This window comes from Clavibacter sp. VKM Ac-2873 (assembly GCF_015351075.1).
Taxonomy (GTDB): domain Bacteria; phylum Actinomycetota; class Actinomycetes; order Actinomycetales; family Microbacteriaceae; genus Clavibacter.
In genome coordinates this window covers 636,698-663,156 of record NZ_JADKRS010000001.1, presented here as the reverse complement: position 1 = coordinate 663,156, position 26,459 = coordinate 636,698, and the positions used below count along the sequence as shown (strand labels likewise).

Below are 26,459 nucleotides of genomic sequence, written 5' to 3'. Positions count from 1 at the left end.
CTGACGGAGCGGTCTCAAGCCACCCGCTGGCAATCCGCAAGTCCCCCCGAGCTTTCCCGCAAGCCCGCCCCGGCTTCGGCTCAAGGGCGCACGCGGGCTGTCCGCGGACGGTCCGCCGGGAGCCTCAGCGTGGCGCGCGCCGGGCTGCGCGGGCCGCCCGGTCTAGGCTCGGTCCACGCCGTCCCCCGACGGCGGATGGAGGAGGAGCGCGCATGACCCCTCCCGCCCTCTCCGCCCGGTGGTCGGCGGACGACCGGCGTCGACGCGGATCCACCCGCGCGCAGATCCCGTTCCTCCTCAGCTGCGCGGTGGTCGCCGTCATCGTCGCCGTGGTCGAGCCGGCCGTGGAGCGGGACCCGTGGTACGCGGCGGCCATCGCCATGGTGCTGGTCGGTTCCGTGCTCGCCGTGGTGGTCGCGTACAGCCGGATCCCGTCGGTCGTCCTCATCGCCGTGCCCGCGCTCGACCTGCTCGCGGTGGCGTTCATCCGCGACGCGACGGCCGCATCCCTCCCCGCCGCGTCGCTGCTCGTGATCTTCCCTCTCCTCTGGCTCGTGTTCGGCTTCCCGTCGGGCGGCATCCCCATCGCCATCGCGGGCGCGCTCGCGATCACCGTCTTCCCCCTCCTGCGCCACGGCGGCTTCCCCGCCACGAGCGCGGGCTGGGCCGACCTCGTCGGCGGACTCCTGCTCACCGCCCTGCTCGTCGCCGCGGCGGCACAGGCCGCGCTCACGCAGCGCCGGGACCAGCGCGAGCTCGCGGAGGCCACGGAGGCGCAGGCGCGCCTCCTCGCCGAGTCCCGCGAGCAGACCGCGACCATCCGCGACGTCGCGGACGCCGTCGACGTGGGCATCGTCTTCTTCGACGGCGACGACCGGCCCGTGATCCGCAACGCGGCGGTCCGGACGCTGCTCGAGATCGCGGGATACGACCACGAGACGGGCATGGCGACCTCCGTCTACGGATCCGACCGCGTCACGCCCGTCGCCCGCGAGGGCAAGGTCCTGCTCGAGGCCGTCTACGCCGACAAGGTGCACGGCCCCGTCTACTGGGTGGGGGAGCCCGGCAACCAGCGCGCCCTCGTGCTCTCCGTGCGGCCGATCGGACGCCGCCCCGGCCAGCTGGCGGGCACGGTGCTCGGCGCCTACGACGTCACCGACCTGGCCCAGGCCGTGCAGGTGCGGGACGAGTTCCTGGCGACCGTGTCGCACGAGCTGCGGACGCCGCTCACGAGCATCGTCGGCTACCTCGACCTCCTCGACGAGCTGCACGACCCCGCCGAGCTCGGGATCCAGGCCGAGATCGCCGTGATCCAGCGGAACGTGGCGCAGCTGTCGAGCATCATCGGCTCGCTCCTCGAGGGCGCCGACCACGCTCCCGCCCTGCGTCGCGGGCCCGTCGACCTGACGGCCGTGGTCGACGCCGTCGTGGCGCCGGCCGCGGTGCGCGCGGCCGACCGCGGGCTGGTGCTCGAGGCGCGGCTGGAGCCCGGCATCACGCTGGACGGCGACGCGGATCGGCTGACGCAGGTCGTCGAGGCGCTCATCTCCAACGCGCTCCTCTTCACCCCGTCCGGGCGCATCGACGTGGTCCTCGCGCGCGAGGGGGACGACGCCGTGATCTCCGTCGTCGACACGGGCGTCGGCCTCAGCGAGGAGGACCAGCGCCACGTGTTCGACCGCTTCTTCCGCGCGCAGACGGCCCGGGACGGGGCGATCCCGGGGATCGGCCTCGGCCTCTCGATCGCCGAGCGGACCGTCCTGGCGCACGGCGGACGCGTGCGCATCGCGAGCCGCCTGGGCCACGGCACCCGAGTGGTCGCGACCCTCCCGGCGGGTCGCGACGAGGCCGCTTCTTAGCCCTCGCCATAGCCGATGGCAAGGCCGACGGGCGAATCGGCAGATTCGGCGCTCGCCGCCTAGACTCGGCCGGTCGCTCGCGGGACCCCTGCGGGCGATGCCCAGGAATACGAGCCCACAGGAGCCCATCCCCTCCATGACCTCCACGCGCACGTCCGCAGAACGCCTCCTCGACCGTCTGGTCCCGAAGCGCAGATCGGGTCCCGACGGATCCCGGCCGCCGCGCCGCGACCACTCCGACCACCGTCTCCTCGAGGCCAGGTTCACCGGGTCCGTCGACCTGTACGAGCCCGAGCACCCGAAGATCGACCGCCTCGTCTTCGGCGTCACGGCCGTCCTCGCGGTCGGCTTCGTCGTCTGGGGCATCGTGAGCACCGACGGCCTCGCGACGATCTCCGGCACCGCGCAGAGCTGGGTCATCAACCAGACCGGCTGGCTGTTCGTGCTCGCCGCGAGCTTCTTCGTGATCTTCGTCATCTGGCTGGCCGCGAGCCGCTACGGCCGCATCAAGCTGGGCGCGGACGACGAGAAGCCGCAGTTCAAGACGGTCTCCTGGATCGCGATGATGTTCAGCGCGGGAATGGGCATCGGCCTGATGTTCTTCGGCGCCGCCGAGCCGCTCAGCTTCTTCGTCAGCCCGCCGCCCGGCACCACGCAGCCGGAGTCGGAGGCGGCGATCCGCACGGCCATGGCCACCGCGATGTTCCACTGGGGCCTGCACCCGTGGGCGATCTACGCGGTCGCCGGCATCGCGATCGGCTACGGCACCTTCCGCAAGGGACGCAAGCAGCTCTTCTCCTCCATCTTCCAGCCGCTGCTCGGCACGAAGCGCACCGAGGGCTGGGCGGGCCGCGTCATCGACATGCTCGCGATCTTCGCCACGCTCTTCGGCTCGGCGGCCTCGCTCGGCATCGGCGCCACGCAGATCGGCGCGGGCCTGGAGTTCAACGGCTGGGTGGACGAGGCGACGGCCCCGCTCCTCATCGGCATCATCGTCGTCCTCACGATCGCGTTCATCTTCTCGGCCGTCTCGGGCATCGCCCGCGGCATCCAGTGGCTGTCGAACATCAACATGGTGCTCGCCGTCGTCCTGGCCGTGTTCGTGTTCGTCGTCGGCCCGACGCTCCTGATCCTGAACCTCATCCCCGCCACGCTCGGCGCGTACCTCGGCGACATGACCGAGATGGCGTCGCGCACCGCGGCGACCGGCGGCGACGAGATGAGCGCCTGGCTCTCCAGCTGGACCGTCTTCTACTGGGCCTGGTGGATCTCGTGGACGCCGTTCGTCGGCATGTTCATCGCGCGCATCAGCCGCGGCCGCACCATCCGCGAGTTCGTGGTCGGCGTGCTCCTCGCGCCCAGCATCGTGGCCCTCATCTGGTTCTCGATCTTCGGCGGGTCCGCCATCCACGCGCAGCAGACCGACGGCGACATGACCGTCGACGGCGCCGTGGTCAGCGACAACACGCTGTTCCAGCTGCTCAACCACTACCCGCTGGCCAGCGTCAGCACGGTCCTCGTGATGGTGCTCGTGGCGATCTTCTTCGTCTCGGGCGCCGACTCCGCGTCGATCGTGATGGGGACGCTGTCGCAGCGCGGCGCGCTCCACCCGAGCCGGAAGGTCGTCATCTGCTGGGGCGTCGTCATGGGTGCGGTCGCCGCGATCATGCTCGCCATCGGAGGGGGAGGCACGGAGGCCCTCACCGGCCTGCAGAACCTCACGGTCGTGGCCTCGCTGCCGTTCGTGATCGTGATGCTCGTGGCCTGCTATGCGCTCTGGAAGGAGCTGCGCACGGATCCGCTCATCGTGCGCCGCCAGGTCGCGGTCGAGATGATGCGCGACGCCGTCGTGAACGGCGTCGAGCAGCACGGCGACCACTTCCAGCTCTCGGTCGACCCCGTCGACCCGGACGACGCGGAGGTCCGCGAGCCCCTCGGCGACGAGGACGAGGCCCGGCGCTCCTGACGACCGGATCACGATGACGATGCCGACCCGCGCCCCGCGCGCGGGTCGGCATCGTCGTCTCCCGGACAGCGGGCCCACGCAGCGCCTCCCGGACCCCTCGCCGACCGCGCGCGTCGGTAGGGTGACCATGATGACGACCTCCACCCCCGCCTCCGCACCCTCGCCCGCGCCCACCGACGGGTCGGGCCGCCGCGCCGCCATCGTCTACAACCCCATCAAGGTCGACCTCCCGTCGCTGCGGACGAAGGTCGCGCACGCGGCGGGCGCGGCCGGCTGGCAGGAGACCCTCTGGTTCGAGACCAGCGAGGACGACCCGGGCAAGGGCGCCGCGGAGGAGGCCCTGTCGCACGACGTCGACATGGTGATCGCGGCCGGCGGCGACGGCACCGTCCGCGCGGTCGCCGAGGGGATGTCCGGGTCCGGGGTCTCGCTCGGCCTCCTGCCCTCCGGCACCGGCAACCTGCTGGCCCGCAACCTCAAGCTCACCCTCAACGACGTCGAGCACTCCCTCGAGGCCGCGTTCTCCGGGCACGACCGCACGGTCGACCTCGCGTCGATCGAGATCCTCCGCGAGGACGAGACCCGCGACAAGCACGTGTTCGTCGTGATGGCGGGCGTCGGCATCGACGCGAAGATGCTCGCGAACACCGATTCGGAGCTGAAGAAGCGCGTCGGCTGGCTCGCCTACGTCGACGCGATATTCAAGGCGCTCCGCGACAAGGACCAGCTCCGCCTGCGCTACCGCCTCGACGGGCGCAGCGTCCACCGTCGCCGCGCGCACACGCTCATCGTCGGGAACTGCGGATCGCTGCCCGCGAACATCCTGCTGCTGCCGGACGCGGCGGTCGACGACGGCATCCTCGACGTCGTGCTGATGCGCCCCGAGGGCCTGTTCGGCTGGATCCAGATCTGGGTCAAGGTCGCGTGGGAGAACGGGGTCGTCCGCCGCACCGCCGCGGGTCGGCGCCTGATGGGCCCGGAGAAGGAGGTGCGCGCGCTCGAGTACCGCACCGCCGAGGAGGTCGTGGTCCGCCTCGAGAAGGAGGAGGACATCGAGCTCGACGGCGATCCCTTCGGCCGCGCCGTCGGCTTCAAGATCCAGGTGCTGCCCGGCGGCCTGACCGTGCGGGTCCCGCAGGGCTCCTGACCCGCGCCCCCGGCCGCGCAGGCGCGTGTCGGCGGTGCGTGGGAGGGTCGCGGCATGATCCGCACCCTCGCCGTCTCCGGCTACCGTTCCGTCCGCGACCTCGCCCTGCCCCTCACCGGCCTGGACGTCGTCACGGGCGCCAACGGCAGCGGCAAGTCCAACGTGTACCGGGCGCTCCGCCTCATCGCCGACATGGCGCAGGGCGGAGCCGTGGGGGCGCTGGCCCGCGAGGGCGGCCTCGAGGCCGTGCTCTGGGCCGGGCCCGAGGGGCTGAGCCGGGCCATGCGCGACGGCGACCACGAGGTGCAGGGCACGATGCGGAAGGGGCCGATCGCCCTCCGGCTCGGCTTCGCGGGCGACGAGCTCGGCTACCTCGTCGACCTCGGCATCCCGCAGCGGGACCCGCGAGCCAGCATGTTCGCCCGCGACCCGGAGATCAAGCGCGAGCTGCTGTTCAGCGGGCCGGTCGCGCGCCCCCGCTCGCTGGTGCTGGAGCGCCGCTGGCAGGACGTCCGCGTGCGCGACGAGGCCGGCGAGTGGATGCACGTGCCGGCGCTGGTCCCTGCGCACCTCAGCGTCCTCAGCGAGGTGGCCGACGCGGTCACCAGCCCGGAGGCGATGATCCTCCGGCGGCGCATGAGCGGCTGGCGCTTCTACGACCACCTGCGGACGGACGTCGACGCGCCGGCCCGCCGGCCCCGGGTCGGCACGCGCACGCCCGTCCTCGCCAGCGATGGCTCGGACCTGGCGGCCGCCGTGCAGACCATCCGGGAGTGGGGGAACGGCGATGCGCTCGACGCGCTCGTCGACCGCGCGTTCCCCGGGTCGACGATCGTGGTCCGCTCCCAGGACGGCGTCCTGTCGCTCGGGCTCCGGCAGCCGGGCATGCTGCGGGTGCTCGACGCCGCGGAGCTCTCGGACGGCACGCTGCGGATGCTCATGCTCACGGCGGCCCTCCTCACGACGGAGCCGCCCGAGCTCATGGTGCTCAACGAGCCGGAGACGAGCCTGCACCGGGACCTGCTCCCCGCCCTCGGCGAGCTCATCGCGGCGGCGTCGCGGGAGGTGCAGATCCTGGTGGTCACGCACGCGCCTGGCCTGGCCGCGGCCGTGTCGGAGCACGCGGAGACGGGCGAGCTCGTGCTGGAGAAGCCGCTCGGCGAGACCGTGCTGCAGGGTCAGGGGCTCCTCAGCGCGCCGTCCTGGGACTGGGGCTCGCGCTAGCGCGCGACCCACGGCCCGCACGACGACGCCTCCCGGTCGCGGCCCGGGTGGGCGGCGCGAGCGGGAGGCGTCGGGTCGTGCGGGAGTGCGCGGATCAGCGTCCGAACGCCGCCGATGCGGGGCAGTCGAACGGGTCGCCGCCGGCCGAGAGGCCCACGCGGTTGAGGTACGCGATGACGATGCCGTAGGAGGCCAGCAGCGTGGTCTCCGTGTACGGGATGTTGTGCGTCGCGCAGTACTCCTTGGCGATGATCTGCGCCTTCTTCAGCGCCGGCCGCGGCATGTTCGGGAAGAGGTGGTGCTCGATCTGGTAGTTGAGGCCGCCCATGTAGATGTCGGTCAGCCACGTGCTCTTGATGTTGCGCGACGTGAGCACCTGGCGGCGGAGGAAGTCGACCTTCGAGTCCTTCGGCAGCACCGGCATGCCCTTGTGGTTCGGGGCGAACGAGGCGCCCATGTAGACGCCGAAGACGGCGAGCTGGACGCCCACGAACGCGAACGCCATGCCGAGGGGGAGGAAGAAGAAGACGACCGCGAGGTAGGCGATGATGCGCGTGGAGAGCATGGAGATCTCGAGCCAGCGCTTGTCGACCTTGCCCCGGCCGAAGACGGTGCGGAAGCCGTGGACGTGCAGGTTGAGGCCCTCGAACATGAGGATCGGGAAGAACGCGTAGCCCTGGTGGCGGGTGAACCAGCCGTAGATGCCCTTGGCCCGGGCGGCGTCCTCCGTGGTGAAGGAGATGACGTCGCGCTCGATGTCCGGGTCCTTGCCCATGACGTTCGGGTTGGCGTGGTGGCGCGAGTGCTTCGTCATCCACCAGGAGTAGCTGATGCCGACGAAGAGGTTGGCGAGCGTGCGGCCCGCGATGTCGTTGGCCTTGCCGGACTCGAACACCTGGCGGTGCGAGGCCTCGTGGGCGAGGAAGGCGAACTGGGTGAAGATGATGCCGAGCCCGGCGGCGATGAGGAGCTGGAACCAGCTGTGGCCGAGGAGCACGAAGCCGACGCCGAGGCCGACCAGGGCCGCGGTGATGCCGGCGAACATGAGCACGTAGAAGCCGACGCGGCGGTTGAGGAGACCGGCGTCGCGCACGGTGTTGAGGAGACCCGAGTACTCGGTGGTGGGGTTGGTCCCGCCGCCGCGCTTGGGTCGGGTCAGCACGATCCGGGGTGCTGCGGTGGTGTCAGTCATGGTCAGCTCGTTCGTCCGTGGCCTCTCGGCCAGGTGGAGCGGATCGCCTCGGCGAGCCGCTGTCTGTCGTCGTCACACGGGGATGCGACGCGGCGCCGGGTTCTGGGGCAACCACGACCCACAATGTCATGGCACCGGCGCCGTCGCACCAGGGATACTCACAGCGCGGACGGCGTGTCGCTGTCGGAGGCGCACATCGCCCCGAGAAGCCGCGGCTTACGAGCTGCTGGGGAGCTACGGGACGATGACCGCGCGGCCCCGCACGGCGCCCGCCGCGAGCGCGGCGTAGGCGTCCGGCCCGTCCTCCAGCGCGTACCGCTGCGTCTCGACGGTCACCTGCCCGGAGCGCGCGAGGTCGAGCACCTCGATCAGCTCGGAGCGGCTGCCCCAGTAGGGGATCCGCACGGCGGCGTCGAACGCGATGCTCCCGAAGCCCACCTCGACGCTGCCGCCGCCGATGCCGACGATCGTCACGTCGCCCGCGGGCTCGACGACCTGGAGGGCCGTCGCCATGGTGGGGGTCGCGCCGACGAAGTCGAAGACGGCCTGCACGCCGCGGCCGCCGGTGATGGCGCGGATGCCGTCGGCGGCGTCCCGGTCGCTGATCACCGTGTGGTGCGCGCCGACGTGGCGGGCGAGCTCGAGCTTCTCCTCGTTCACGTCGAGGGCGATCACGGTGGCGCCGCTGAGGGCGCGGAGGATCTGGATCCCGACGTGCCCGAGGCCCCCCGTGCCGATGACGACGGCGAAGGTGCCCGCCCCGAGCTTCGGCAGCGACGTCTTGATCGCGTGGTACGGCGTGAGGCCGGCGTCGGTCAGCGAGACGTTGGCCACGGGGTCGAGGTCACCGAGGGGAACGAGGTGGCGCGGGTCGTCGACGATCATGTACTCGGCCATGGCGCCGGGCGCGCCGAGCCCGGGAGGCTGGATCCCCTCGACCGCGGCGTTCTCGCAGTAGTTCTCCCGGCCCTCGGCGCACGCGTGGCAGCGGCCGCAGCCCCACGGGCCGTAGACCGCGACGGCATCGCCGACGGCGAGGTGCTCGACGCCCGCGCCCAGCTCCTCGACGACGCCCGCGCCCTCGTGGCCGAGCGTCAGGGGGAGCGGGTAGCCGGCGGCGCGGTACTCCTCCTCCGAGAGGCCCATCACGTACTCGTCCGAGTGGCAGACGCCGGCGGCGGTGACGCGGAGGAGGACCTGACCGGGCCCGGGGACGGGCTTCTCGATCTCGGCGACCTCGGGGTGGGATCCGATGCGGGTGTACTGGAGGGCCTTCATGGGACCAGCGTATTCCTCGCGCGAGGGAACTTCCCGTGCGCGGCGCTCGTCAGGGGAGCCGGCTTCCGTGCGGCGGCACGACGGGCGGCGCGACGGTGCGCTCGGACTCGGGGAGGGCGAGCTCCGCGTCGGCGGCGTCGCGGAGGAGTGCCATGCGGCCCGCCGCCACGGACTGGGTCCAGAGCGTCGACGCGGACATGAGCAGGTAGATCGGCGCGAACCACAGCAGGGTGCCGGGATCTCCCGCGAGGGCGTAGGCGGGGAGCCCGACGAGCGCAATGACGCTGAGGACGAGCGCGCCGGGCACGGGCGCGGCCGCCTGCGCGATCGCCCGGCGGGACTCCGTGGCCACGCGTCCCGCTGTCCCGGGGGCGAGGGCTACCCGGCCGCGCGGGTCCACGGCGGCGTCGAGGAGGGCCGTGTCCCGCCACGCCGGGTGCGTCCCGGCGACCGTAGGGTGCTGGCGGATAGCGCGCGCGAGCCAGATCGACACCGGGATCACGGCCGCAGCGGTGCCCACCACGGCTCCGAGCACGATCGCTCCCGGGAGCGCGGTCTCGGGGCCGTCCACGCGCGCGAGCACGGGCTCGATCAGCAGCGCCATGGCGACGCCCGCGACCAGCGCGACGCCGAGCGCCACGAGACGCCGTCGCGGAGTCACGACCTCGGCGATCCAGGCGACGACGGCGCGGGAGCCGATGCGGGCGAGCGAGCGCCTGCCATGGCCCGGGTCGGCGGGACCGTCGGCGTCGATGGCGGCCGCGCCATCGGCGGTCGTGTCGTCGGCGTCCATGCGGGCCTCCCGGTCCGGGGTCGGTCGTCGGCCCCCGTCCATCCTCCTGGGCGGCCGGGCCAGGGCCGGACCGTCGCGCGCCCCCTGTCCGGGGCACGCGATCGACGCGGGGGATCGACCCTCGGGGCTGGACGCGCGTCGGCGGTGGCTGGGAGGCTCGCGGCATGACCGCAGCGCAGCCCTCATCCACCCTCCCGCCCGAGCACGGCGACGACGCCGTGCGCGACGACCTCATCCGCCACCTCCGCCTGGCCCGGGAGGCGCTCGTCTGGAAGCTCGAGGGCCTGGGCGAGCACGACGTCCGCCGGCCGCTCGTGCCGACGGGATCCAACCTGCTCGGGCTCGTGAAGCACGCGGCGGGCGTGGAGGCGGGCTACCTCGGCTCCGTCTTCGGCCGGCCGTTCCCCGAGGAGCTGCCGTGGATGGAGGAGGACGCGCCGCCGAACGCCGACATGCGCGCGACCGCGGAGGAGTCGCGCGCCGACATCGTGGGCCTCTCCGAGCGGGTCGGCGCGCACTCCGAGGCCACGCTCCGGGCGCTGCCGCTCGACGCCGTCGGCCGCGTGCCCTGGTGGCCGGGGGAGGCCGGGGTCGTGACGGTGCAGCGGATCGCGGTGCACCTCATCGCGGAACTGAACCGGCACGCGGGGCACGCGGACGTCCTCCGCGAGCTCGTGGACGGAGCCGCGGGACTCCGCCCGGACAGCGGCAACCTGCCCGAGGGCGACGCCGCGTTCTGGCGGGCCGAGCACGCCGAGACCGCGCGGGTCGCGCGCCTCGCGGCGGGGCGGGCCGCGGTCGACTGACCGGGCGCCCCACCGCACGACGCGCGACTAGCGGCGGGCGAACCGCAGGGTCGCGATCTCGAACGGCCGCAGGGTCAGCTCGACCCCGTCGGCGGACGGCCCCGCCACGGAACCCTCGAGGGGCCGCTCCAGGAGGTCGGTGCGGACGGCGTCGCCGAGGCCGGCCGCCGCATCCACCCGCACGACCGTGCGCTCGCGGCCGCCGCGCGCCTCGTAGAGCCGCACGACGACGTCGCCCGAGCGGTCCTCGGCGAGCTTGACGGCCTCGACCACGACGGCCGCGTTCGACGAGGCGACGAGCGGGGCGACGCCGTGGTCGCCCCGGACCTCGCGCACCGGCAGGTTGAGCCGGTAGCCCGCGTCGGCGGCGTCGAGCACATCCGGCGCGACCCGGACGGCGGAACGCAGCACGTGCCGGCCCTGGTCGGCGTGCGGGTCGGGGAACACGGGCGCCCGCAGGAGCGACTGGCGCACGAGGGTCGCGCTGCCGCCGTCGGGGCGGGGGATCCGGGTCACGTCGTGCCCGTACGTCGCGTCGTTCGCGACCGCGACCCCGAAGCCGGGCTCGCCCACGTGCACCCAGCGGTGCGCGACCGTCTCGAAGCGCGCGGTCTCCCACGACGTGTTCGCGTGCGTGACGCGCTGGACGTGCCCGAACTGCACCTCGGAGGCGGCCCGGTCGGCGTGCACGTCGAGGGGGAACGCGAGCTTGAGGAGCTTCTGCCGCTCGTGCCAGTCGACGTCGGTTACCACCTGCAGCTCCGGCTCGCCGGCCGGCAGCGTCCACGTCTGGGTGACGCGCGAGGCGCCGAACGCGCGCTCGACCACGAGGGCCGCGCCGTCGATCCGGACCGATGCGACGTCGATGAGGTCCGTGCGGTTGCGGCGGTAGGCGTCGTCGATGTCCCACGCGTCCCACTGGTTCGGGGTGTCCCGGAACAGCTGCAGGAGGCCGAGGCGCTGACCGGGGGCGACGAGGTCGCGGCCGGAGGCGGCGTCGACCAGCGAGGACACCGTGCCGTCGGCGTCGAACCGCGCGCGGACGAGGCCGTTGTCGAGGACCCAGCCGTCGCCGTCCGCGACGGGCGCGGGGGAGGCGGGCGCGGGATCCACGACCGCGGCCGACAGGGCGCCCACGCCTTCCGCGTCCACGGGTGCTGCGTTGAACGCGATGCGCCGGTCGCCGGATCCCGCGAGCGCGCCCTGCGCCTCCGCGACGAGCTCGCGCAGCCGCCCCTGCACGCGGGCGTGCTCGCGCTCGGCCTCCTGGTGCACCCACGCGATGGAGGTGCCCGGCAGGATGTCGTGGAACTGCAGCAGCAGCACGGTGCGCCACAGCGCGTCGAGCTCGTCGTGCGGGTACGCGACGAGGTCGCGGACGGCCGCGGTCGCGAGCCACAGCTCGGCCTCGCGCAGCAGGTGCTCGCTGCGCCGGTTGCCCTGCTTCGTGCGCGCCTGCGACGTGTAGGTGCCGCGGTGGAACTCGAGGTACATCTCGCCCGACCACACGTGCGGATCCCGGATCTCGGCCTTCGCCGCGTCGAAGAACTCGAGCGGCGTGCCGAGCGTCACGCGCGGCGACCCCTCCAGGTCTCGGGTGCGGTGGGCGGCGGCCGTCATCTCGCGGGTCGGCCCGCCGCCGCCGTCGCCCCAGCCGAACGGGACGATGGAGGCGTTGCTCACGGCCTTCTCGGCGTGCTGGCGCTCGGCGCGCGCGAGGTCCTCGCCGGAGAGGTCGGAGTTGTAGGAGTCCACCGGCGGGAAGTGCGTGAACACGCGGCTGCCGTCGATCCCCTCCCAGAGGAAGGTGTGGTGCGGCATCGTGTTCGTCTCGTTCCACGACTGCTTCTGCGTGAAGAAGTACTCGGCCCCGGCTCCGCGCACGATCTGCGGCAGCGCGCCCGTGTAGCCGAACGAGTCCGGTAGCCACACCTCGCGGGAGTCGATCCCGAACTCCTCGAGGAAGAACCGCTTGCCGTGCACGAGCTGCCGCACGAGCGCCTCGCCGCCCGGCATGTTCGTGTCCGACTCGACCCACATGCCCCCGACGGGCACGAACCGGCCCTCCGCGACGCGCTGACGGAGCCGCGCGAACAGCCCCGGGTGGTCCTCCTTCAACCAGGCGTACTGCTGGGCGCTGGAGGCGGCGAAGACGAAGTCCGGATCCTCGTCCATGAGCGCGAGCACGTTGGAGAAGGTGCGCGCGACCTTGCGGCGCGTCTCGCGCACCGGCCAGAGCCAGGCGGAGTCGATGTGCGCGTGCCCGACCGCCGTGACGCGGTGCGCGCTGGCGTGCGCCGGGGCGGCGAGCACGGCCTCGAGCGCCCGTCGGCCGGCGGGGGCCGTGCCGGCGACGTCGTCGGGATCCACCGCATCGCACATGCGCTCGAGGGCCGCGAGGATCTCGGCGCGGCGGGAGGACGCCGGATCCAGCTGGCCCAGGAGCCCCCGCAGCGTCCAGACGTCGCGGTCGAGCTCCCAGACGGCCAGGTCGCGCCACGCGAGGTCCATGGTGCGGAGCGCGTAGATGGGGTCGTCGCCCGCGGTCGCGGGATCGCCGAGCGGCGTCTCGCCGTGGAAGGAGTCGCCGCCGATGTCGGGGTTCGACGCGGCCTCGATCCAGAGGTCGATGCGCGTGCCCGGCCCGGTGCCCGCCCCGACGCCCACGAGCGGCACGTAGCCGTTGTACGGCTCGATGGCCTTCACGACGCTGCCGTCCGGCCGGTAGACGAGCCCCTCGGCCTGGAACCCGGGCTGGCGGTCGCTGAAGCCGAGGTCGACGAGCACCTCGAGCGCGGTCCCCTCGGCATCGGGGTCCTCCGGCACGGTCCCGGTGACGTGGAACCAGGTGGTGCCCCACGCGCGGCTCCACGGGGTGCCGACCGCGAACGGCCGGAGCTCCTGCCGCACGGCCTCCGCGAACGGCACGGGCTCGCCGGGGGCGTCCCACGCCTCGATCGCGAGCGGGATCCGGCGCCGGTGGACGTTGGGGGTGAGCCGGTCGCGGACGAACCGCTCGATGCGGGCCTCGGCGAGCGCGGTGGTGGGGGGCATGGTCGTCTCCAGTCGGTGGCGCGGCTGACCGCGGGCGGGTGTCTCCAGCGTGCGCCGCGCGGGCGTCGGCGTCCGGCGGCGGGTGGTGCGGGGTGGTGCAGGGGATGCGCGCGGGTCAGCCCTTCACGGCGCCGGCGAGCGCGTTCGACCCGCCGAGCGTGCGCGAGACGAGGACGTACAGCGCGATGACGGGCACCGAGTAGACGAGCGAGAACGCCGCGAGCTGTCCGTAGGCCACGCTGCCGTACTGGCCGAAGAAGTTGAAGATGCTGACGGCGGCCGGCTGCTTGTCCGGGCTCAGCAGCAGGATGAAGGGCACGAAGAAGTTCCCCCACGCCTGGATGAACACGAAGATGAACACCACCGCGATCCCCGGGCGCATGAGCGGCACGACGATGTGGGTGAGCGTGCGCATCATCGACGCGCCGTCGGTCCACGCCGCCTCCTCGAGGGAGATGGGCACCGAGTCCATGAAGTTCTTCGCCATCCAGATCGCCATCGGCAGGCTCGTGGCGGCGAGGAAGAAGACCGTGCCGGCGATCGAGTCGATGAGGTCGAGCGTGACGAAGAGGCTGTAGACGGGCACCATCATCGCGGTGATGGGCAGGCACGTGCCGAACAGGATCCCGTAGAGGAACGGCTTGTTGATGCGCATCCGGTACCGCGACAGCGGGTAGGCCGCGAGGATCGCGACCACCACCGTCACGATCGCGCAGCCGCCCGAGAGCACGAGGCTGTTCATCAGCGGGATGAAGGAGATCTCCGGCGTCAGCACGGCGCGGAAGTTCTCCAGCGTGAACTCGGCCGGCACCTTCGCCGACAGCGTGGCCGACGGGTCGAAGGCCGCGAGCACGAGCCACACGAGCGGCACGGCGAAGCACAGGGCGACGACGACGAGCACGCCGTTCGCCACCTGGCGCATCACGCGGCCGCTCGGCGAGGTCATGCGGGAACCCGGCTGGCGGGCCGCGCGGCGGGACAGGGGCGAGCGGGAGGCGCGGGCGGGTGCCGGCGCCGTCGGGGTCACGGCCATGGTCAATCCACCTCCGGGCGCAGGGCCCTGATGTAGATCACGCTGAACACGGCTCCGACGAGGAGCATGATCGTCGCGATCGCGGTGCCGAAGCCCAGCTGCGAGAACTGGAACGCCTCCTGGTAGGCGAGGATCGGCAGGGTCGCGCTGCTGGTGCCGGGGCCGCCGCCCGTCATCACGAAGATGAGGGTGAAGACCGAGAGCGTCTGCAGCGTGGTGAGCATCAGGTTGGTCGAGATGCTGCGGCGGATCACCGGCAGCGTGATGAAGACGAGCCGCTGCCAGCCGGTCGCGCCGTCCACCTCCGCCGACTCGGTGATCTCCGGCGGCACCTCCTGCACGGCGGCCGCGTAGACGAGCATCGAGAAGGCGGATCCGCGCCACACGTTCGCGAGGATCACCGACAGCAGCGGCAGCCCGTAGAGCCAGTTCGCGCCCGGGATCCCGAAGAACCCGAGGACCGTGTTGAGCGTGCCGGAGTCGTTGAAGAACGCGTACGCGGCGAACGCGGCCACGATCTCCGGCAGCACCCAGGCCGCGATGACGAAGGTGCCGACGACGGCCCGCACGACGCGGTCGCCCTGCCGCATGAGGAGCGCGAGCCCGAGGCCCACGACGTTCTGTCCCACGACCGCGGAGAAGAACACGAAGGCGAGCGTGAGGAGCACCGACTTCGGGAAGTCGGGGTCCGCGAAGAGCGCCGTGTAGTTGTCGAAGCCGATGAACCGCGCGCCGCCGGCCGCGTACCCGGTGAGGGACGCGTCGGTGAAGGAGCCGTAGAGGCTCGAGATCACGGGGCCGAGGAGGAACAGGGCGAGCAGGACGATCGCGGGCAGCAGCGGGACGGTGCGCGCGCCGGTGCGGAGCGCGCGGGCGCGGGCCCGGCCCGGGCGGACCGGCGACGGCCCGCCCGATCCCCGGCCCGACCCGGCCGCGCCCCGCCGGTCGGCGCTCCGCGCGTCGGTGTCGGGGCCGACCGGCACGGGGGCGATGGTGGCCACGGGTCAGCCCTCCGCCTTCTGCGTCCCGTCGTCGCCCACGATGCCGACGAGGGCCTGGTCGTAGGCGGCCGCGGCCTCCTCGGGGGACTGCTGGCCGGTCATCACCGACTCCATCGCCACGGTGATCGCGTTGGAGATGCGGCTGTAGTCGGTGGTCGCCGGGCGGAAGTGCGTGTCGTCGACGAGGGAGGAGAAGAACGCGAACGTCGGGTTGGAGGCGACGTACTCCGGATCCTCGGCCACGTCGCTGCGGACCGCGATCTGGCTGGCCGCGATGTCGTACGACTGCGACCCGTCCTTGTCGAGCGCGTCGGCGATGAACTCGAACGCCTTGTCGGGGTTCTTCGTCTTGGCCCCGGCCGCGAGGGTCCAGCCGCCCGACATGCTGACCGCGCCGGGGGCCGCGCCGTCCTGCGTGGGCATGGGCGCCTGGCCCATGACGTCGCTCCACTGGGGCCACGGGTTCGTGCCCGAGTCGAGCCAGGTGCCGCTCAGCCACGACCCGTCCAGGTCGATCGCGAGCTTGCCCTGCGGCAGCCACTCGCCGCCGACGATGGTGGAGATGTTGGTGTCGAGCGCCTCCTCGGGCTTCGGGCCGACGCCGCCCTGGTAGACGTCGCGGATGAATCCGAGCGAGTCGATGAAGCCCTGCGAGCCCGTGATCCACTTGCTCGTCGTGTCGTCGTAGAGCGTGCCGGTGGGGGTGCCGTAGTGCAGCATCTCGAAGCCCTGCATCGTGGCGCCCTCGCCCTGGGGCTTCCCCGAGTAGACGTTGAGGGGGACGACGTCCGGCAGCTTCGCCTTGATGGTCTTCGCGGCGTCGAGCACGTCGTCCCAGTCCTTGGGCTCCCACGGCACCGGCAGGCCGGCCTTCCGGAAGAGGTCCTCGTTGTACCAGAGGGCGCGCGTGTCGGTGCCCATCGGGATCCCGTAGACCTTGCCGTCCTCGCCGACGCCCGCCTGCTTGGCGGAGTCGAAGAACTGCGCCCAGTCGTCCCACTTCGCGACGTGGTCGTCGAGGGGGAGGAGGTAGCCGGCGGCCGCGTCCGACTTCACCTTGAACGTGTCCTCGTACATCACGTCGGGGGCGGTGGACGCGGAGCGGTTCATCAGCGCGAGCTTGGTGAAGTAGTCGTCGTTCTGCGCGGCGATGGGCACGAACTCGACCTTCATGCCGGGGTTCGCGGCCTCGAAGGTCGCCGCGGTCTCCTTCATGTGGGCGTCCATCTGGGTGAAGGTCCCGAACTTCTGGTACGCGACCTTGATGGTCTTCCCGTCGCCTCCTCCGCCCGCGCCGGCCGAGCAGCCGGAGGCGAGGAGGAGGGCGGCGACGGATGCCGCCGTGATCTGGAGGATGCGGGCTCGCGTCCTCGGGTGGGTCCGGCGATTCGTCATGGTGCTCCCTTGCTCCACTGGCTCGGACGGTCGGCGTCGTCGCCGCCCGTCGAAGGTTAGCCAAACGTATGGATTAATCCATGTCAAGACATTCTGGTGTCGATCCTGCGGCGTGGACGCGCGCGGCCGAGGGCTCCCGGGTGCCGGCCGCTGGCCGCTAGCCGCGGATGAGCATCGCCGACGGGCGCGGCGAGAACGCGTTGTCGAGCACGAGGCACGCGGCACCCACGGCGGCGACGTCCTCGCCGATCGCCGACTCGACCACCCGCACGGGGTGCTTCGCGATGAGCGCGGGGGACCGCCGCACCTCCTCCGGCAGCGTCTCGAGCACGATCCGCGCGATCGGGTGCCAGAACGGTCCGCCGCAGACGACCTCGTCGAGGTCGAGCAGGTTCACCTGGATCACGATGGCGCGCGCCAGGTGCCGGGCCGCCGCCTCCACGATCCGGCGGGCCGGCCCGTCCTGGGGATCGCCGTCCGCGCGGGCCGCGAGCGCGTGGAAGGCCTCGCCGATGAGCCGCATGTCGACCGCGTCGCCGCTCGCCGCCGCCTCCGCGAGCGCCGCGTCGGACACGTCCCCGGAGCCGAGAACGCCGCCCTCGACGGCCTGGCGCACGAGCGCGTGCGGCGTGATGAGCTCGCCCACGCATCCGACGCGCCCGCACGTGCACCGCCGCCCGCGGGAGGCGACCATGATGTGCCCCGAGTCCCCGGCGTTCGAGCTCGCGCCGCGCACGGGCTCGCCGCCGAGCACGAGCCCGGTGCCGAACCCCGTGCCGTAGTAGACGAACGCGAGGTGGCGGCGGTCCCCGGGCCCGAACCACAGCTCCGCGACGGCGGCCGCGGTCACGTCCTTCTCGAGGAGCACCGGCAGGCCGGTCGCGGTGCTGAGGGCCGAGCGCAGCGGCACGTGGCGCCAGCGGGGGAGCATCGGCGGATCCAGCACGAGGCCAGCGCCCACGTCGATGGGCCCCGGGGCGGCGAGCCCCACGCCGAGCACGGCCTGGCGGTCGACCCCCGCGTCGGCGATGAGCCCGTCGACGAGCCGGGCCACGAGCGCCACCACCTCGTCGGGGCGCGACGCCGACGGCGTCGGGCTGCTGACGTGCCGGATCACCGTGCCCTCGAGGTCGAGCAGCACCGAGGTGATGACCGCGGGATCCACGTGCACGCCCACCGCGAAGCGGCCGTCGGCGACGAGGTGCAGGAGCGTGCGGGGCTTGCCGGGCCCGCGGATCACGGTGCCGCCCTCGCGCACGAGTCCCTCGTCGATGAGGCGGCGCGTCACGTTGGTGACGGTCTGCGCGCTGAGGCCCGTGCGCTCGGCGATCTCGGACCGGCTGGCGCCCTCCGCCGCGCGGCGCACCGCGTCGAGCACCACCGTGCGGTTGTAGCCGCCGATCGCGGGCAGGTTGGTGCCGCGTCGCATGGGCACCTCCTCGCACCGGCCGTCGCCCGCCGGGCGCGGGCCTCTTCGCAGTATCCCGGATGCGCGCACGGCGGTCGCACCCCGCCCTGCGTCGGCACGAGGCCTTGCCGCTGCCCGGGCGAGAGGGCGACACGCCCGGCCGTGCCCGCTCGGGCCGGAGCAGGGTGGATCCATGACCGATCTGCTCGCGACCGCCCACGAAGCGGCCAGCACCCTCCCGTCGCCCCTCCCCGCCGCGCGCGGCCCGCTCAGCGCGGCGCTCCTCGCCGACCTCGCCGGCGCATCCTCCGCGTCGGCCCCGGCCGGATCCGACGCCGCCGTCAGCACCGCGGCCGACGCGCGCGCCATCGCCTCCGTCCCCGACCTCGCGGCGCTCGCCGCGGAGGCGCTCGCCGCGACGGACGACGTGGTCCGCGACGACGACGTCCAGCTGGCCCTCTTCTGCCTCTACGAGCTGCATCACGCGGGGCTCGCCGGCGTGGACGAGGACCGCGAGTGGGACCCGCGGCTCCTCGCCGTCCGCGGGATCCTGGAGCGGGCGTTCGAGGCCGCCCTGCGCGACCGCGTGCCCGTCCCCGAGCGCCCCGAGCCGACGTCGGCCGGCGTCGCGGCGGCGCTCTTCGCGCTGACCTCGGCCGACTCCGGGCCGTCCCTCTCCCGGTTCGTCGCGCGGAAGGCCAGCCTCGAGCAGCTCCGCGAGTTCCTCGTGCAGCGGTCGATCTACACGCTCGGGGAGGCGGACCCGCACTCCTGGGCGATCCCGCGCCTGCGGGGTCGTGCGAAGGCCGCGCTCGTGGAGATCCAGGCCGACGAGTACGGCGGCGGCCGGCCCGAGCGCGTGCACGCGACGATCTTCGGCGCGACCCTGCGCGGCACGGGCCTCGACGACCGCTACGGCGCCTACCTCGACGCCGTGCCCGCGATCACGCTCGCGTCCTCCAACGCGATGTCGCTGTTCGGCCTGCACCGGCGCCTCCGCGGCGCGATCGTCGGCCACCTCGCCGCGTTCGAGATGACCTCGAGCGTGCCCAGCCGCCTCTACGCGAGCGGGATCCGCCGCCTCGGCTTCGGCGACGACGTCGCCTGGTACTACGACGAGCACGTCGAGGCCGACGCCGTGCACGAGCAGATCGCCGCGCACGACCTCGCGGGCGGGCTCGTGGAGTCGGAGCCCGCGCTCCTCGACGACGTCCTGTTCGGCGCGGCCGCGTGCCTCGAGGTCGAGGGCTGGGTCGGGGCGCACGTGCTGGCCAGCTGGCAGGCGGGCCGGTCGTCGCTGCGCGCGGGCTCGACGGCCGTCGTCGTGGCCGCCGCGTGAGCGCGCCGACGGGCGACGCCGGGGCCCCCGTCCCCGCACCGGAGCGGTCGTCCGGCTCGGAGCCGGCGCGCATCATCGCGTACCCCGACGGCCCTCTCCTCGTCCGCGGCGACTTCGAGATCGTGGATCCCGCCGGCCGGCCCGTCCCGCGCACGCGGAGCACGGTCGCGCTCTGCCGCTGCGGCGTCTCGTCCATCAAGCCCTACTGCGACGGCACGCACCGGCTGGTCGGCTTCCGCACGGATCCGCCCGCACCCGCCGCGGAGTAGGGACCGCGCGGGCGGCCGCCTCCGGTGGATCCGACGGGCCCGTCAGACGAGATCGGGCCGCGTCTCCCGCGCCACGTCGCGTACGCGCTCGACCGCCTCGCGCACCACGTCGTGCCCGCCGCGCGGCCCCGCCTGCGCGTTGCGGGCACGGCGGAGGAACCCGTCCCAGTCGCCGCCGCCCGCCCGGAGCGGCCGCGTCGGCGCCAGCAGCGCGGCCCGCCGCAGCCACACGTCGTGCTCGCCCGCCCACCGGTCGAGCGCCTGGTCGGCCCGGGCGCGCGCCGTGCCGGTCAGCCGCTCGACGAGCGGCCCGACGACGTCGAGGGCGAGCGGATCCACGAGCGCCCGCAGCCGCGCCTCCCGCACGAAGCCCTCGATGCGCGTGAGGTCGCCGTTGTCGAGCCCGTCGACGTGCTCCTGCAGCAGCACGACGGCCGCGAGGCGGCGCTCGTAGACGCGCGACCGCCAGAGCTCCGACGCCAGCGCGGCCGCCTCGTCCCGCGTCATGCCCGGATGCCGCCGGCCGAGGTCGCGCACCGTCCCGCGCACGGCGCCGACGGACGCGCCCACGAACTCCAGGTCGGAGCCGAGCCGCTCCCGCTCCGCATCGGCGCGGTACCACGCGCCCTCCCGCTCGAGGGCCGCCGCGACGAACTCGGCGTCCTCGCTCATCCGGCGAGCGGCGCCGAGCCCTCGCGCCCGGTGCGGTGCACGAAGGCGCGGCCGAACTCGGCGAGCACCTCCTCCGCCGTGTGCGTCGGCGCCCAGCCGAGCACCTCGCGGGCCCGGGCCGTCGACATCACCGGCACGTGGGCGGCGATGTCGATCCAGCCCGGATCCGTGCGCTGCACGCGCAGCCGCCAGCTCACCGAGACGAGCGCCCGCAGCGCCGGCAGCGGCACGGTGACGACGCGCGCGTCGAGCAGGCGGCCGACGAGCGCCGGATCGACGACCGGATCCGCCGCCACGTTGAACGCCCCCGGCGCGCGCCGCTCGACCGCGCGCCAGAACGCGTCGGCCACGTCCTCGTTGTGCACCACCTGCGACACCAGCTCGCGGGGGAGCGGCAGCAGCGGGGTGCGGGTGGCGAGCCCGAGCCAGCGCGTGGGGATCCACCGCCCGAGGAAGAGCCCGGCGATCTCCGCCGCGGCCTCGTCGTGCATCACGAGCCCGGGCCGCATGCGCGTCACGACGATCCCCGGGTGCGCGGCCTCGAACGCGTCCATCGCGCGCTCGTTCTCCGCCTTGTGCCGTGAGTAGTGCGAGGTGTGGATCCCGCCGGTGGGCCAGGTCTCGTCCCGCGGCCGGTCCTTGGGCGCCGGGCTGTACGCGCCGACCGAGGACGCGACGACCACCTGCGGCACGCCCGCCCGCGCGACCGCCTCCAGCACGTGGGCCGTGCCGATGACGTTGGTGCGGTGCATCACGCGCTCGCGGTGGTTCGGCTGGAGCGCCCAGCCGAGGTGGATCACCGCGTCGGCGCCGCGCATGGTCGCCGCGAGCCCGGAGACCGCGCCCGCCGCGCCGATGTCGGCGAGCCGCCAGGTGACGAGGGAGTAGGGCTCGAGGGAGGCGTCGGGCATGCGCCGCGCGACGCCCACGACCTCCGCGCCCGCGGCGTGGAGGCGGCGCAGCACCCCGGTGCCGAGGTTCCCGGTGGCTCCGATGACGACGACGCGCATGCTGCTCCTCTCCTGCGGACGGGACCCGTCGGGCCGGCTGGTCCGCGGGTCCCCTCCATCATGCTCGCCGACGCCCGTCGCGGAGCACGCGGGCGGCGGGCCCCGTCGGCGCTCAGCGGTCGACGGCCTCGATGAGCGATCCCTGCGCGAACGTCAGCCAGTCGTAGAGGCTCGCGCTCTCCTGCGGCGCGCGGTCGCGCCAGCCGTCGGCCTCGTCGATGCGCAGCGGCACGGAGATCGCGAGCCGGAGGTCGTTGAGCGTGCGGAGCCAGGCCTGCGCGCCCGTCGGGTCCAGCACCACGAGCAGCCCGCGCCGGCCCGCACCTCGCGCGTCCGCCTCGGCGAGGGTCGCCTCGACGGACGCGGCGTTCGCGGCCTTGGCCTCGGTGAGGTCGGATGCCGTGAACCGCCGGAACTCGGCGGAGGACTCGGCGTCGTCCGGGTAGGCGTCGGGCAGCAGGCGCTCGACGACGGGGGAGGGGGCGGCGCCGTCCGTGGCGCCGCCGGGCGCGGATCCCTCGTCCAGGATCCCGCGGAGCTCGCCGAGGAGGCCGCGCAGCATGGCGACCTCGTGCAGCTCGAGGTGCGCGGCGACCGTGCCGTCGGGACGCGCGCGGAAGGCCCTCACGCGTCCACCCGCTCGAGCGTGGCCCACAGTCCGTAGCCGTGCATCGCGAGCACGTGGCGCTCGATCTCCTCGCGGATCCCCGTCGCCACGACCGCCCGGCCGTCCTCGTGCACGCGGAGCATCAGCTCGTCGGCGCGCTCCCGGGTGAAGCCGAAGTAGCTGCGGAACACGTACGAGACGTACGTCATGAGGTTCACGGGGTCGTTCCAGACCACGCAGCTCCAGACCGGCGGCGTCGCGGCGCGCTCGAGCAGGCTCGTGTCGGATCCCGTGCGCGTGCCGGATCCGGGATCCCCCGCGGGCGGGTCGGCGGCGCGGCGAGCGGCGGGCAGGGGACGCGGGGTGCGCGCGTCGACTGCGGTGGTGGTCATCGCGCTCCCGTGGGGTCGTCCCGGCGAGCGGCCGGTGGATCCATCCTCTCCTGCCGCGCGGGCGCTCGGCGACCCCGCTGGCCGATCGTCACGCACCGGGCCGCACGAGCCCGCAGTCGTACGCGAGGATCACCGCCTGCACGCGGTCGCGCACCTCGAGCTTCGCGAGCACCCGGCCCACGTGCGTCTTCACGGTCGACTCCGACAGGTACAGGCGGCCGGCGATCTCCTGGTTGGTGAGCCCCTCGGCCAGCGCCGTGAGCACCTCCAGCTCGCGCGCGGTCAGCGGGCGCAGGCGCGGGTCGGCGGCGCCCTCGCCCGTCCCGGCCGCCGCGCCCGTCGGGGGCATCGCGGGACCGAGCAGCTCGATCATGCGGCGCGTCACCCGGGGCGAGATGGCGGCGTCGCCGTCCGCCACCGCGCGGATCGCCTCCATCAGGTGCTCGGGCCGCGTGTCCTTCACGAGGAAGCCGCTCGCCCCGGCGCGGAGCCCGGCGAACGCGTACTCGTCGAGGTCGAACGTGGTCAGCACGATGACGCGCGTCGCCGGGTGCCGCGCGACGATCTCCGCGGTGGCCTCGATCCCGTCCATGCCGGGCATGCGCACGTCCATGAGCACGACGTCGGGCGCGAGCGCGCCGGTGCGCTCCACGGCCCCGTGGCCGTCGGCGGCCTCGCCCACCACCTCGATCCCGGGCTCCGCGTCGAGCACCATGCGGAAGCCCATGCGCACGAGCGCCTGGTCGTCCACGATGAGCACGCGGACGGGGGTGCTGCTGTCGGTCATCGGTCCTCCTGGACGCGGGGGGTGTCGGTGGGATCGGGCGCTCGGGACACGTCGCCCGGCCGGACATCGTGGAGCCCGCTGGGCATGGTGGCCAGCACGCGCCACCCGCCGTTCTCGCGCCGCCCGGCCGTCGCGGTGCCGCCGTACACGGCCATGCGCTCCGCGACTCCCACGAGGCCGCGACCGCTGCCGGGGACGGGCGGCACGACGGGTCCCGTGAGGTCGTCGTCGGTGACCTCGACGACGATCTCCTCGGGCCGGTGGTCGACGCGCACATCGACCCGGTCGGCGTTCGGCGCGTAGCGGAGCACGTTCGTCAGCGACTCCTGCACGACGCGGAAGACGGCGAGCTGGCGTCCCGGGTCGTCCGGCGGCCCGCCGGTGCTCGTGAAGCGGATCGGGAGGCCGGTCGAGCGGAACGAGTCGACGAGGGCGGGGAGGTCGGCGTGACCGGGCTGCGGCGCGCGGAGCGAGGGCGTCGCTTCGTCGCCCGGGCCCGGCTCCTCGGCGAGCACGCCCAGCATGCGGCGCATCTCGGAGAGAGAGGTGCGGCCGGTCTCGGCGACCTCGCGCATCGCGTCCCGCGCGAGCTCGGGCCGGGCGACGGCGCTCGCGGCCGCCCCGTCGGCGAGGGTCACCATGACGGTGATCCCGTGGGCGACGATGTCGTGGATCTCGCGCGCGATCCGCGTCCGCTCCGCCGCCGTCGCGAGCCGCGCCTGCTGGTCGCGCTCACGGGCGAGCTGCACCGCGAGGTCCCGCAGCGCCTCGACGTAGCGCTTCCGCCCGCCCACGTTCGCGCCGATGAGCGTCGCGATGAGCGGGAGGATCATGCTGACGAGCAGCATGGTGGCGATCGACAGGGCCATCGGGCCCTGGCCGGCCGTCGCCGGCGTGACGACCGCGACGACGACGGCCACGCCGCCGAACCCGATCCACGCGCGCCGGGACGACCCGTAGACGGCCAGCGCGTAGAGCGCGAGGGGGATGGCCCCGCCGTCGAAGCTGCCGGACACGAGGGCCGCTCCCGCCGCCGCCGCCGCGGAGACGGCCAGGACCGCCGCGGGTCGGCTGCGACGGAACATCAGCGCGACGCCCGTCAGGATGCTGAGCACGGCCAGCGTGATCCCGCCGGGCAGGGCGAGCGATCTGCTGCCGACGACGGGGGCGGCGCTCACCGACAGCAGGGTGAAGACGATGGCGATGGCGGCGTCGACCACCCGGGGGTGCCGAGCCATCCACCCTCGGATCGCGCCGGGCGGGGTGGGCAGGCGGACGCCGTCGGGCGCGGCGGTGTCCGCCGCGCCCGACGGCGCCCTCCTGCCCGCGTCGATCAGGCGTCCCGCTTGCGGGCGAGGACCAGGGCGGGCACGAGGATCACGGCCACCCACCCGACCATGACGAGCAGCGCCTGCCAGAACTCGAGCTCGCCGGGTGCTCCGCTCGCCGTGCTGTAGAGCCGACCGCCCGCGCTGAGGGGGAAGTACGGCCCGAGCTTCGCGACCCAGTCGATCACCCCGCCGAGCAGCTGCCCGACGATCGGGACGACCAGCACGAGGCCGACCAGGGCGCCGATGCCCGCCGCGCCGTTGCGCAGCAGCAGGCCGAAGCCGAACCCCATCAGGCCGATGAGCACGACGAAGAGCACGGCGCCGAGGGCCGCGAGCAGGAAGTCGCCGTCCAGCATGTCGACCTTCGCGCCGACCGACGTGAAGTACCCGCGGGCGATGAGGAGCGCGGCGGCCACCGCGATGGCGGTCACGACGAAGGTGACGAGCGTGTAGACGATCGCCTTCGCCGCGATCACGCCGAGTCGACGGGGCGCCGCGCTGAAGGACGAGCGGATCATGCCGGTCGAGTACTCGCCGCTGATGACGAGCACCCCGAGGACGCCGGCGACCAGCATCGACAGGGTCACCCCGCTGAGGCCGACCGAGAGCAGCAGGTCGGAGGCGGGCACGCCGGGGAGGGACAGCTGGTCGCGCAGCTGGTCCACGACGAACGGCGTGAAGAGCGCCGAGAATCCGGCGAGCAGGAGGAAGACGAGCGCGAAGCACCACACGGTGGAGCGCAGCGTCCGCAGCTTGATCCACTCGGAGCGCATGAGGCGGAGGAGGGTCGGCCGGCCCGTGGTCACCGGGGCGGGCGCGTAGGTCGTGCTGGTGGCGGTCATCGTGCGATCTCCTGCTCGGTCGTGCCGACTGCGGCGCTGTGGTACTCGACGTCGCCCTGCGTGAGCGACAGGTAGGCGTCCTCGAGGGACGCGGTGACGGGCGTGAGCTCGTGCAGCACGACCCCGGCGGACATCGCCGCGTCGCCGACCTGCGCGGCCGTGAGCCCGGTGATCTCGATGACGTCGCGCTCGACGCTCGTGACCACGACGTCCGGGCGCGCCACCGCCTGGCCGAGCTGGTCGGCGTGCGGTGAGCGGACGCGGACGAGGCCGCTCGTGGCTCCGGCGACGACGGCGGCGACGGGCGCGTCGGCGAGCACGCGGCCGCGGCCGAGGACGATGAGGTGGTCGGCGGTCTGCGCCATCTCGCTCATCAGGTGCGAGGAGAGCAGCACCGTGCGGCCCTGGCCGGCCAGGTAGCGGGTGATGTTGCGCACCCACATCACGCCCTCCGGGTCGAGGCCGTTGACGGGCTCGTCGAGGATCAGCGTGCGCGGGTCCCCGAGGAGCGCGACGGCGATCCCGAGGCGCTGCCCCATGCCGAGGGAGAAGCCGCCGACGCGCTTCTTGGCGACCGGCTGCAGGCCCGTCATCTCGATGACCTCGTCCACGCGCGAGCGCGGGATCCCGTGCGTGGCCGCCATGGCGAGCAGGTGGTTGTAGGCGGAGCGGCCCGTGTGCACCGCCTTCGCGTCGAGGAGCGCGCCGACCTCGTGGAGCGGGGCCTGGAGGTCGCGGTAGCGGTGGCCGTTGACGGTCACCGAGCCGGACGTGGGGCTGTCGAGCCCGACGATCATGCGCATCGTGGTGGACTTGCCGGCGCCGTTCGGACCGAGGAATCCGGTCACCATGCCCGGCTGGACGGTGAAGCTCACGCCGTCCACGGCGGTCTTCGCGCCGTAGCGCTTGGTCAGGTTCTCAGCGACGATCATGCGCGCTGCCTCCTCAGGATGGGTGCGCGGGCCCAGCGCCCGCGGGATCAACGTTAGGGGCGGGGTCCTCGAGCGGGCGTCCCCCCTCCGGCCCCTCGTCGCACGGGGACGCTGGTACCAGG

23 protein-coding genes are annotated in these 26,459 nt (G+C 73.7%); 7 read left to right on the top strand and 16 right to left on the bottom strand.

Annotated elements, in window-relative coordinates; translation table 11 throughout:
• The first annotated feature begins 212 nt into the window (after positions 1–212).
• The 4 genes from ITJ44_RS03065 (at position 213) to ITJ44_RS03050 (ending at position 6,196) form a co-directional block, all read left to right on the top strand.
• Positions 213–1,859, top strand: a complete 1,647-nt coding sequence (locus ITJ44_RS03065) for a cell wall metabolism sensor histidine kinase WalK (RefSeq protein WP_194633289.1) — start codon at positions 213–215, stop codon at positions 1,857–1,859.
• Between the two features lie 136 nt (positions 1,860–1,995).
• Positions 1,996–3,825 carry a BCCT family transporter gene (locus ITJ44_RS03060; protein ID WP_194633288.1) on the top strand — a complete coding sequence of 610 codons (1,830 nt, stop codon included), beginning with the start codon at positions 1,996–1,998 and terminating at the stop codon, positions 3,823–3,825.
• A gap of 130 nt (positions 3,826–3,955) precedes the next feature.
• The gene (locus ITJ44_RS03055; protein WP_194633287.1) at positions 3,956–4,972 is read left to right on the top strand and encodes a diacylglycerol kinase family protein; all 1,017 of its coding nucleotides are present in this window, start codon (positions 3,956–3,958) and stop codon (positions 4,970–4,972) included.
• Positions 4,973–5,026: 54 nt separating this feature from the next.
• A complete protein-coding gene (locus ITJ44_RS03050; protein WP_194633286.1) occupies positions 5,027–6,196 on the top strand; it encodes an AAA family ATPase in 1,170 nt (389 codons plus the stop codon).
• A gap of 94 nt (positions 6,197–6,290) precedes the next feature.
• On the opposite strand, the gene ITJ44_RS03045 is transcribed toward ITJ44_RS03050, so the two are convergent.
• From ITJ44_RS03045 to ITJ44_RS03035, 3 genes are all read right to left on the bottom strand, one after another.
• Positions 6,291–7,388: an acyl-CoA desaturase gene (locus ITJ44_RS03045; protein WP_194633285.1), complete on the bottom strand. Its 1,098-nt coding sequence runs from the start codon at positions 7,386–7,388 to the stop codon at positions 6,291–6,293.
• Positions 7,389–7,622: 234 nt separating this feature from the next.
• Complete coding sequence (locus ITJ44_RS03040; RefSeq protein ID WP_194633284.1) at positions 7,623–8,666, bottom strand: NAD(P)-dependent alcohol dehydrogenase; 1,044 nt, start codon at positions 8,664–8,666, stop codon at positions 7,623–7,625.
• A 49-nt stretch (positions 8,667–8,715) separates the two neighbouring features.
• A complete protein-coding gene (locus ITJ44_RS03035) occupies positions 8,716–9,459 on the bottom strand; it encodes a hypothetical protein (protein WP_194633283.1) in 744 nt (247 codons plus the stop codon).
• 164 nt (positions 9,460–9,623) lie between these two features.
• Between ITJ44_RS03035 and ITJ44_RS03030 the strand changes: the two genes are divergently transcribed.
• Complete coding sequence (locus ITJ44_RS03030; protein WP_194633282.1) at positions 9,624–10,265, top strand: DinB family protein; 642 nt, start codon at positions 9,624–9,626, stop codon at positions 10,263–10,265.
• A gap of 27 nt (positions 10,266–10,292) precedes the next feature.
• Here ITJ44_RS03030 and ITJ44_RS03025 read toward each other — a convergent pair whose 3' ends face one another.
• The 5 genes from ITJ44_RS03025 to ITJ44_RS03005 form a co-directional block, all read right to left on the bottom strand.
• Positions 10,293–13,319, bottom strand: coding sequence for a glycoside hydrolase family 38 C-terminal domain-containing protein (locus ITJ44_RS03025; protein WP_194633281.1), 3,027 nt, complete (start codon positions 13,317–13,319; stop codon positions 10,293–10,295).
• 115 nt (positions 13,320–13,434) lie between these two features.
• Complete coding sequence (locus ITJ44_RS03020; RefSeq protein ID WP_194633280.1) at positions 13,435–14,265, bottom strand: carbohydrate ABC transporter permease; 831 nt, start codon at positions 14,263–14,265, stop codon at positions 13,435–13,437.
• An 89-nt stretch (positions 14,266–14,354) separates the two neighbouring features.
• Positions 14,355–15,353 carry a carbohydrate ABC transporter permease gene (locus tag ITJ44_RS03015; RefSeq protein WP_194633279.1) on the bottom strand — a complete coding sequence of 333 codons (999 nt, stop codon included), beginning with the start codon at positions 15,351–15,353 and terminating at the stop codon, positions 14,355–14,357.
• Between the two features lie 3 nt (positions 15,354–15,356).
• Positions 15,357–16,748 (bottom strand): extracellular solute-binding protein, encoded by a 1,392-nt coding sequence (locus ITJ44_RS03010; RefSeq protein WP_194633278.1) that lies wholly within the window; start codon positions 16,746–16,748, stop codon positions 15,357–15,359.
• 157 nt (positions 16,749–16,905) lie between these two features.
• The gene (locus tag ITJ44_RS03005; RefSeq protein WP_194633277.1) at positions 16,906–18,177 is read right to left on the bottom strand and encodes an ROK family protein; all 1,272 of its coding nucleotides are present in this window, start codon (positions 18,175–18,177) and stop codon (positions 16,906–16,908) included.
• Between the two features lie 172 nt (positions 18,178–18,349).
• On the opposite strand from ITJ44_RS03005, the gene ITJ44_RS03000 reads away from it, so the two are divergent.
• Positions 18,350–19,495: an iron-containing redox enzyme family protein gene (locus ITJ44_RS03000; protein WP_194633276.1), complete on the top strand. Its 1,146-nt coding sequence runs from the start codon at positions 18,350–18,352 to the stop codon at positions 19,493–19,495.
• Positions 19,492–19,764 carry a CDGSH iron-sulfur domain-containing protein gene (locus ITJ44_RS02995; protein ID WP_370551607.1) on the top strand — a complete coding sequence of 91 codons (273 nt, stop codon included), beginning with the start codon at positions 19,492–19,494 and terminating at the stop codon, positions 19,762–19,764. Before ITJ44_RS03000 ends, ITJ44_RS02995 begins: the two co-directional genes overlap by 4 nt.
• A 42-nt stretch (positions 19,765–19,806) precedes the next feature.
• On the opposite strand, the gene ITJ44_RS02990 is transcribed toward ITJ44_RS02995, so the two are convergent.
• From ITJ44_RS02990 to ITJ44_RS02955, 8 genes are all read right to left on the bottom strand, one after another.
• Complete coding sequence (locus tag ITJ44_RS02990) at positions 19,807–20,436, bottom strand: DNA alkylation repair protein (RefSeq protein WP_194633275.1); 630 nt, start codon at positions 20,434–20,436, stop codon at positions 19,807–19,809.
• Positions 20,433–21,446, bottom strand: coding sequence for an NAD-dependent epimerase/dehydratase family protein (locus tag ITJ44_RS02985; RefSeq protein WP_194633274.1), 1,014 nt, complete (start codon positions 21,444–21,446; stop codon positions 20,433–20,435). The genes ITJ44_RS02990 and ITJ44_RS02985 overlap by 4 nt, the downstream gene beginning before the upstream one ends.
• 112 nt (positions 21,447–21,558) lie before the next feature.
• Positions 21,559–22,074 (bottom strand): DUF2017 family protein, encoded by a 516-nt coding sequence (locus ITJ44_RS02980; protein ID WP_194633273.1) that lies wholly within the window; start codon positions 22,072–22,074, stop codon positions 21,559–21,561.
• Entirely contained in the window at positions 22,071–22,445 is a 375-nt protein-coding gene (gene clpS / locus ITJ44_RS02975) for an ATP-dependent Clp protease adapter ClpS (protein WP_194633272.1), read from the bottom strand. The genes ITJ44_RS02980 and clpS overlap by 4 nt, the downstream gene beginning before the upstream one ends.
• 88 nt (positions 22,446–22,533) lie before the next feature.
• Positions 22,534–23,232: a response regulator transcription factor gene (locus tag ITJ44_RS02970; protein ID WP_194633271.1), complete on the bottom strand. Its 699-nt coding sequence runs from the start codon at positions 23,230–23,232 to the stop codon at positions 22,534–22,536.
• Positions 23,229–24,470 (bottom strand): sensor histidine kinase, encoded by a 1,242-nt coding sequence (locus ITJ44_RS02965; RefSeq protein ID WP_194633270.1) that lies wholly within the window; start codon positions 24,468–24,470, stop codon positions 23,229–23,231. The genes ITJ44_RS02970 and ITJ44_RS02965 overlap by 4 nt, the downstream gene beginning before the upstream one ends.
• Positions 24,471–24,565: 95 nt before the next feature.
• Complete coding sequence (locus tag ITJ44_RS02960) at positions 24,566–25,405, bottom strand: ABC transporter permease subunit (RefSeq protein ID WP_194633269.1); 840 nt, start codon at positions 25,403–25,405, stop codon at positions 24,566–24,568.
• Complete coding sequence (locus ITJ44_RS02955) at positions 25,402–26,337, bottom strand: ABC transporter ATP-binding protein (protein WP_194633268.1); 936 nt, start codon at positions 26,335–26,337, stop codon at positions 25,402–25,404. Before ITJ44_RS02955 ends, ITJ44_RS02960 begins: the two co-directional genes overlap by 4 nt.
• Between the last annotated feature and the right edge of the window lie 122 nt (positions 26,338–26,459).

What these genes read in the sequence shown, in the direction of transcription:
- ITJ44_RS03065 (WP_194633289.1), top strand. Translation starts at nt 213, where the DNA reads ATGACCCCTCCCGCCCTCTCCGCCCGGTGGTCGGCGGACGACCGGCGT.
- ITJ44_RS03060 (WP_194633288.1), top strand. Translation starts at nt 1,996, where the DNA reads ATGACCTCCACGCGCACGTCCGCAGAACGCCTCCTCGACCGTCTGGTC.
- ITJ44_RS03055 (WP_194633287.1), top strand. Translation starts at nt 3,956, where the DNA reads ATGACGACCTCCACCCCCGCCTCCGCACCCTCGCCCGCGCCCACCGAC.
- ITJ44_RS03050 (WP_194633286.1), top strand. Translation starts at nt 5,027, where the DNA reads ATGATCCGCACCCTCGCCGTCTCCGGCTACCGTTCCGTCCGCGACCTC.
- ITJ44_RS03045 (WP_194633285.1), bottom strand. Translation starts at nt 7,388, where the DNA reads ATGACTGACACCACCGCAGCACCCCGGATCGTGCTGACCCGACCCAAG.
- ITJ44_RS03040 (WP_194633284.1), bottom strand. Translation starts at nt 8,666, where the DNA reads ATGAAGGCCCTCCAGTACACCCGCATCGGATCCCACCCCGAGGTCGCC.
- ITJ44_RS03035 (WP_194633283.1), bottom strand. Translation starts at nt 9,459, where the DNA reads ATGGACGCCGACGACACGACCGCCGATGGCGCGGCCGCCATCGACGCC.
- ITJ44_RS03030 (WP_194633282.1), top strand. Translation starts at nt 9,624, where the DNA reads ATGACCGCAGCGCAGCCCTCATCCACCCTCCCGCCCGAGCACGGCGAC.
- ITJ44_RS03025 (WP_194633281.1), bottom strand. Translation starts at nt 13,319, where the DNA reads ATGCCCCCCACCACCGCGCTCGCCGAGGCCCGCATCGAGCGGTTCGTC.
- ITJ44_RS03020 (WP_194633280.1), bottom strand. Translation starts at nt 14,265, where the DNA reads ATGACCTCGCCGAGCGGCCGCGTGATGCGCCAGGTGGCGAACGGCGTG.
- ITJ44_RS03010 (WP_194633278.1), bottom strand. Translation starts at nt 16,748, where the DNA reads ATGACGAATCGCCGGACCCACCCGAGGACGCGAGCCCGCATCCTCCAG.
- ITJ44_RS03005 (WP_194633277.1), bottom strand. Translation starts at nt 18,177, where the DNA reads ATGCGACGCGGCACCAACCTGCCCGCGATCGGCGGCTACAACCGCACG.
- ITJ44_RS03000 (WP_194633276.1), top strand. Translation starts at nt 18,350, where the DNA reads ATGACCGATCTGCTCGCGACCGCCCACGAAGCGGCCAGCACCCTCCCG.
- ITJ44_RS02990 (WP_194633275.1), bottom strand. Translation starts at nt 20,436, where the DNA reads ATGAGCGAGGACGCCGAGTTCGTCGCGGCGGCCCTCGAGCGGGAGGGC.
- ITJ44_RS02985 (WP_194633274.1), bottom strand. Translation starts at nt 21,446, where the DNA reads ATGCGCGTCGTCGTCATCGGAGCCACCGGGAACCTCGGCACCGGGGTG.
- clpS (WP_194633272.1), bottom strand. Translation starts at nt 22,445, where the DNA reads ATGACCACCACCGCAGTCGACGCGCGCACCCCGCGTCCCCTGCCCGCC.
- ITJ44_RS02970 (WP_194633271.1), bottom strand. Translation starts at nt 23,232, where the DNA reads ATGACCGACAGCAGCACCCCCGTCCGCGTGCTCATCGTGGACGACCAG.
- ITJ44_RS02965 (WP_194633270.1), bottom strand. Translation starts at nt 24,470, where the DNA reads ATGGCTCGGCACCCCCGGGTGGTCGACGCCGCCATCGCCATCGTCTTC.
- ITJ44_RS02960 (WP_194633269.1), bottom strand. Translation starts at nt 25,405, where the DNA reads ATGACCGCCACCAGCACGACCTACGCGCCCGCCCCGGTGACCACGGGC.
- ITJ44_RS02955 (WP_194633268.1), bottom strand. Translation starts at nt 26,337, where the DNA reads ATGATCGTCGCTGAGAACCTGACCAAGCGCTACGGCGCGAAGACCGCC.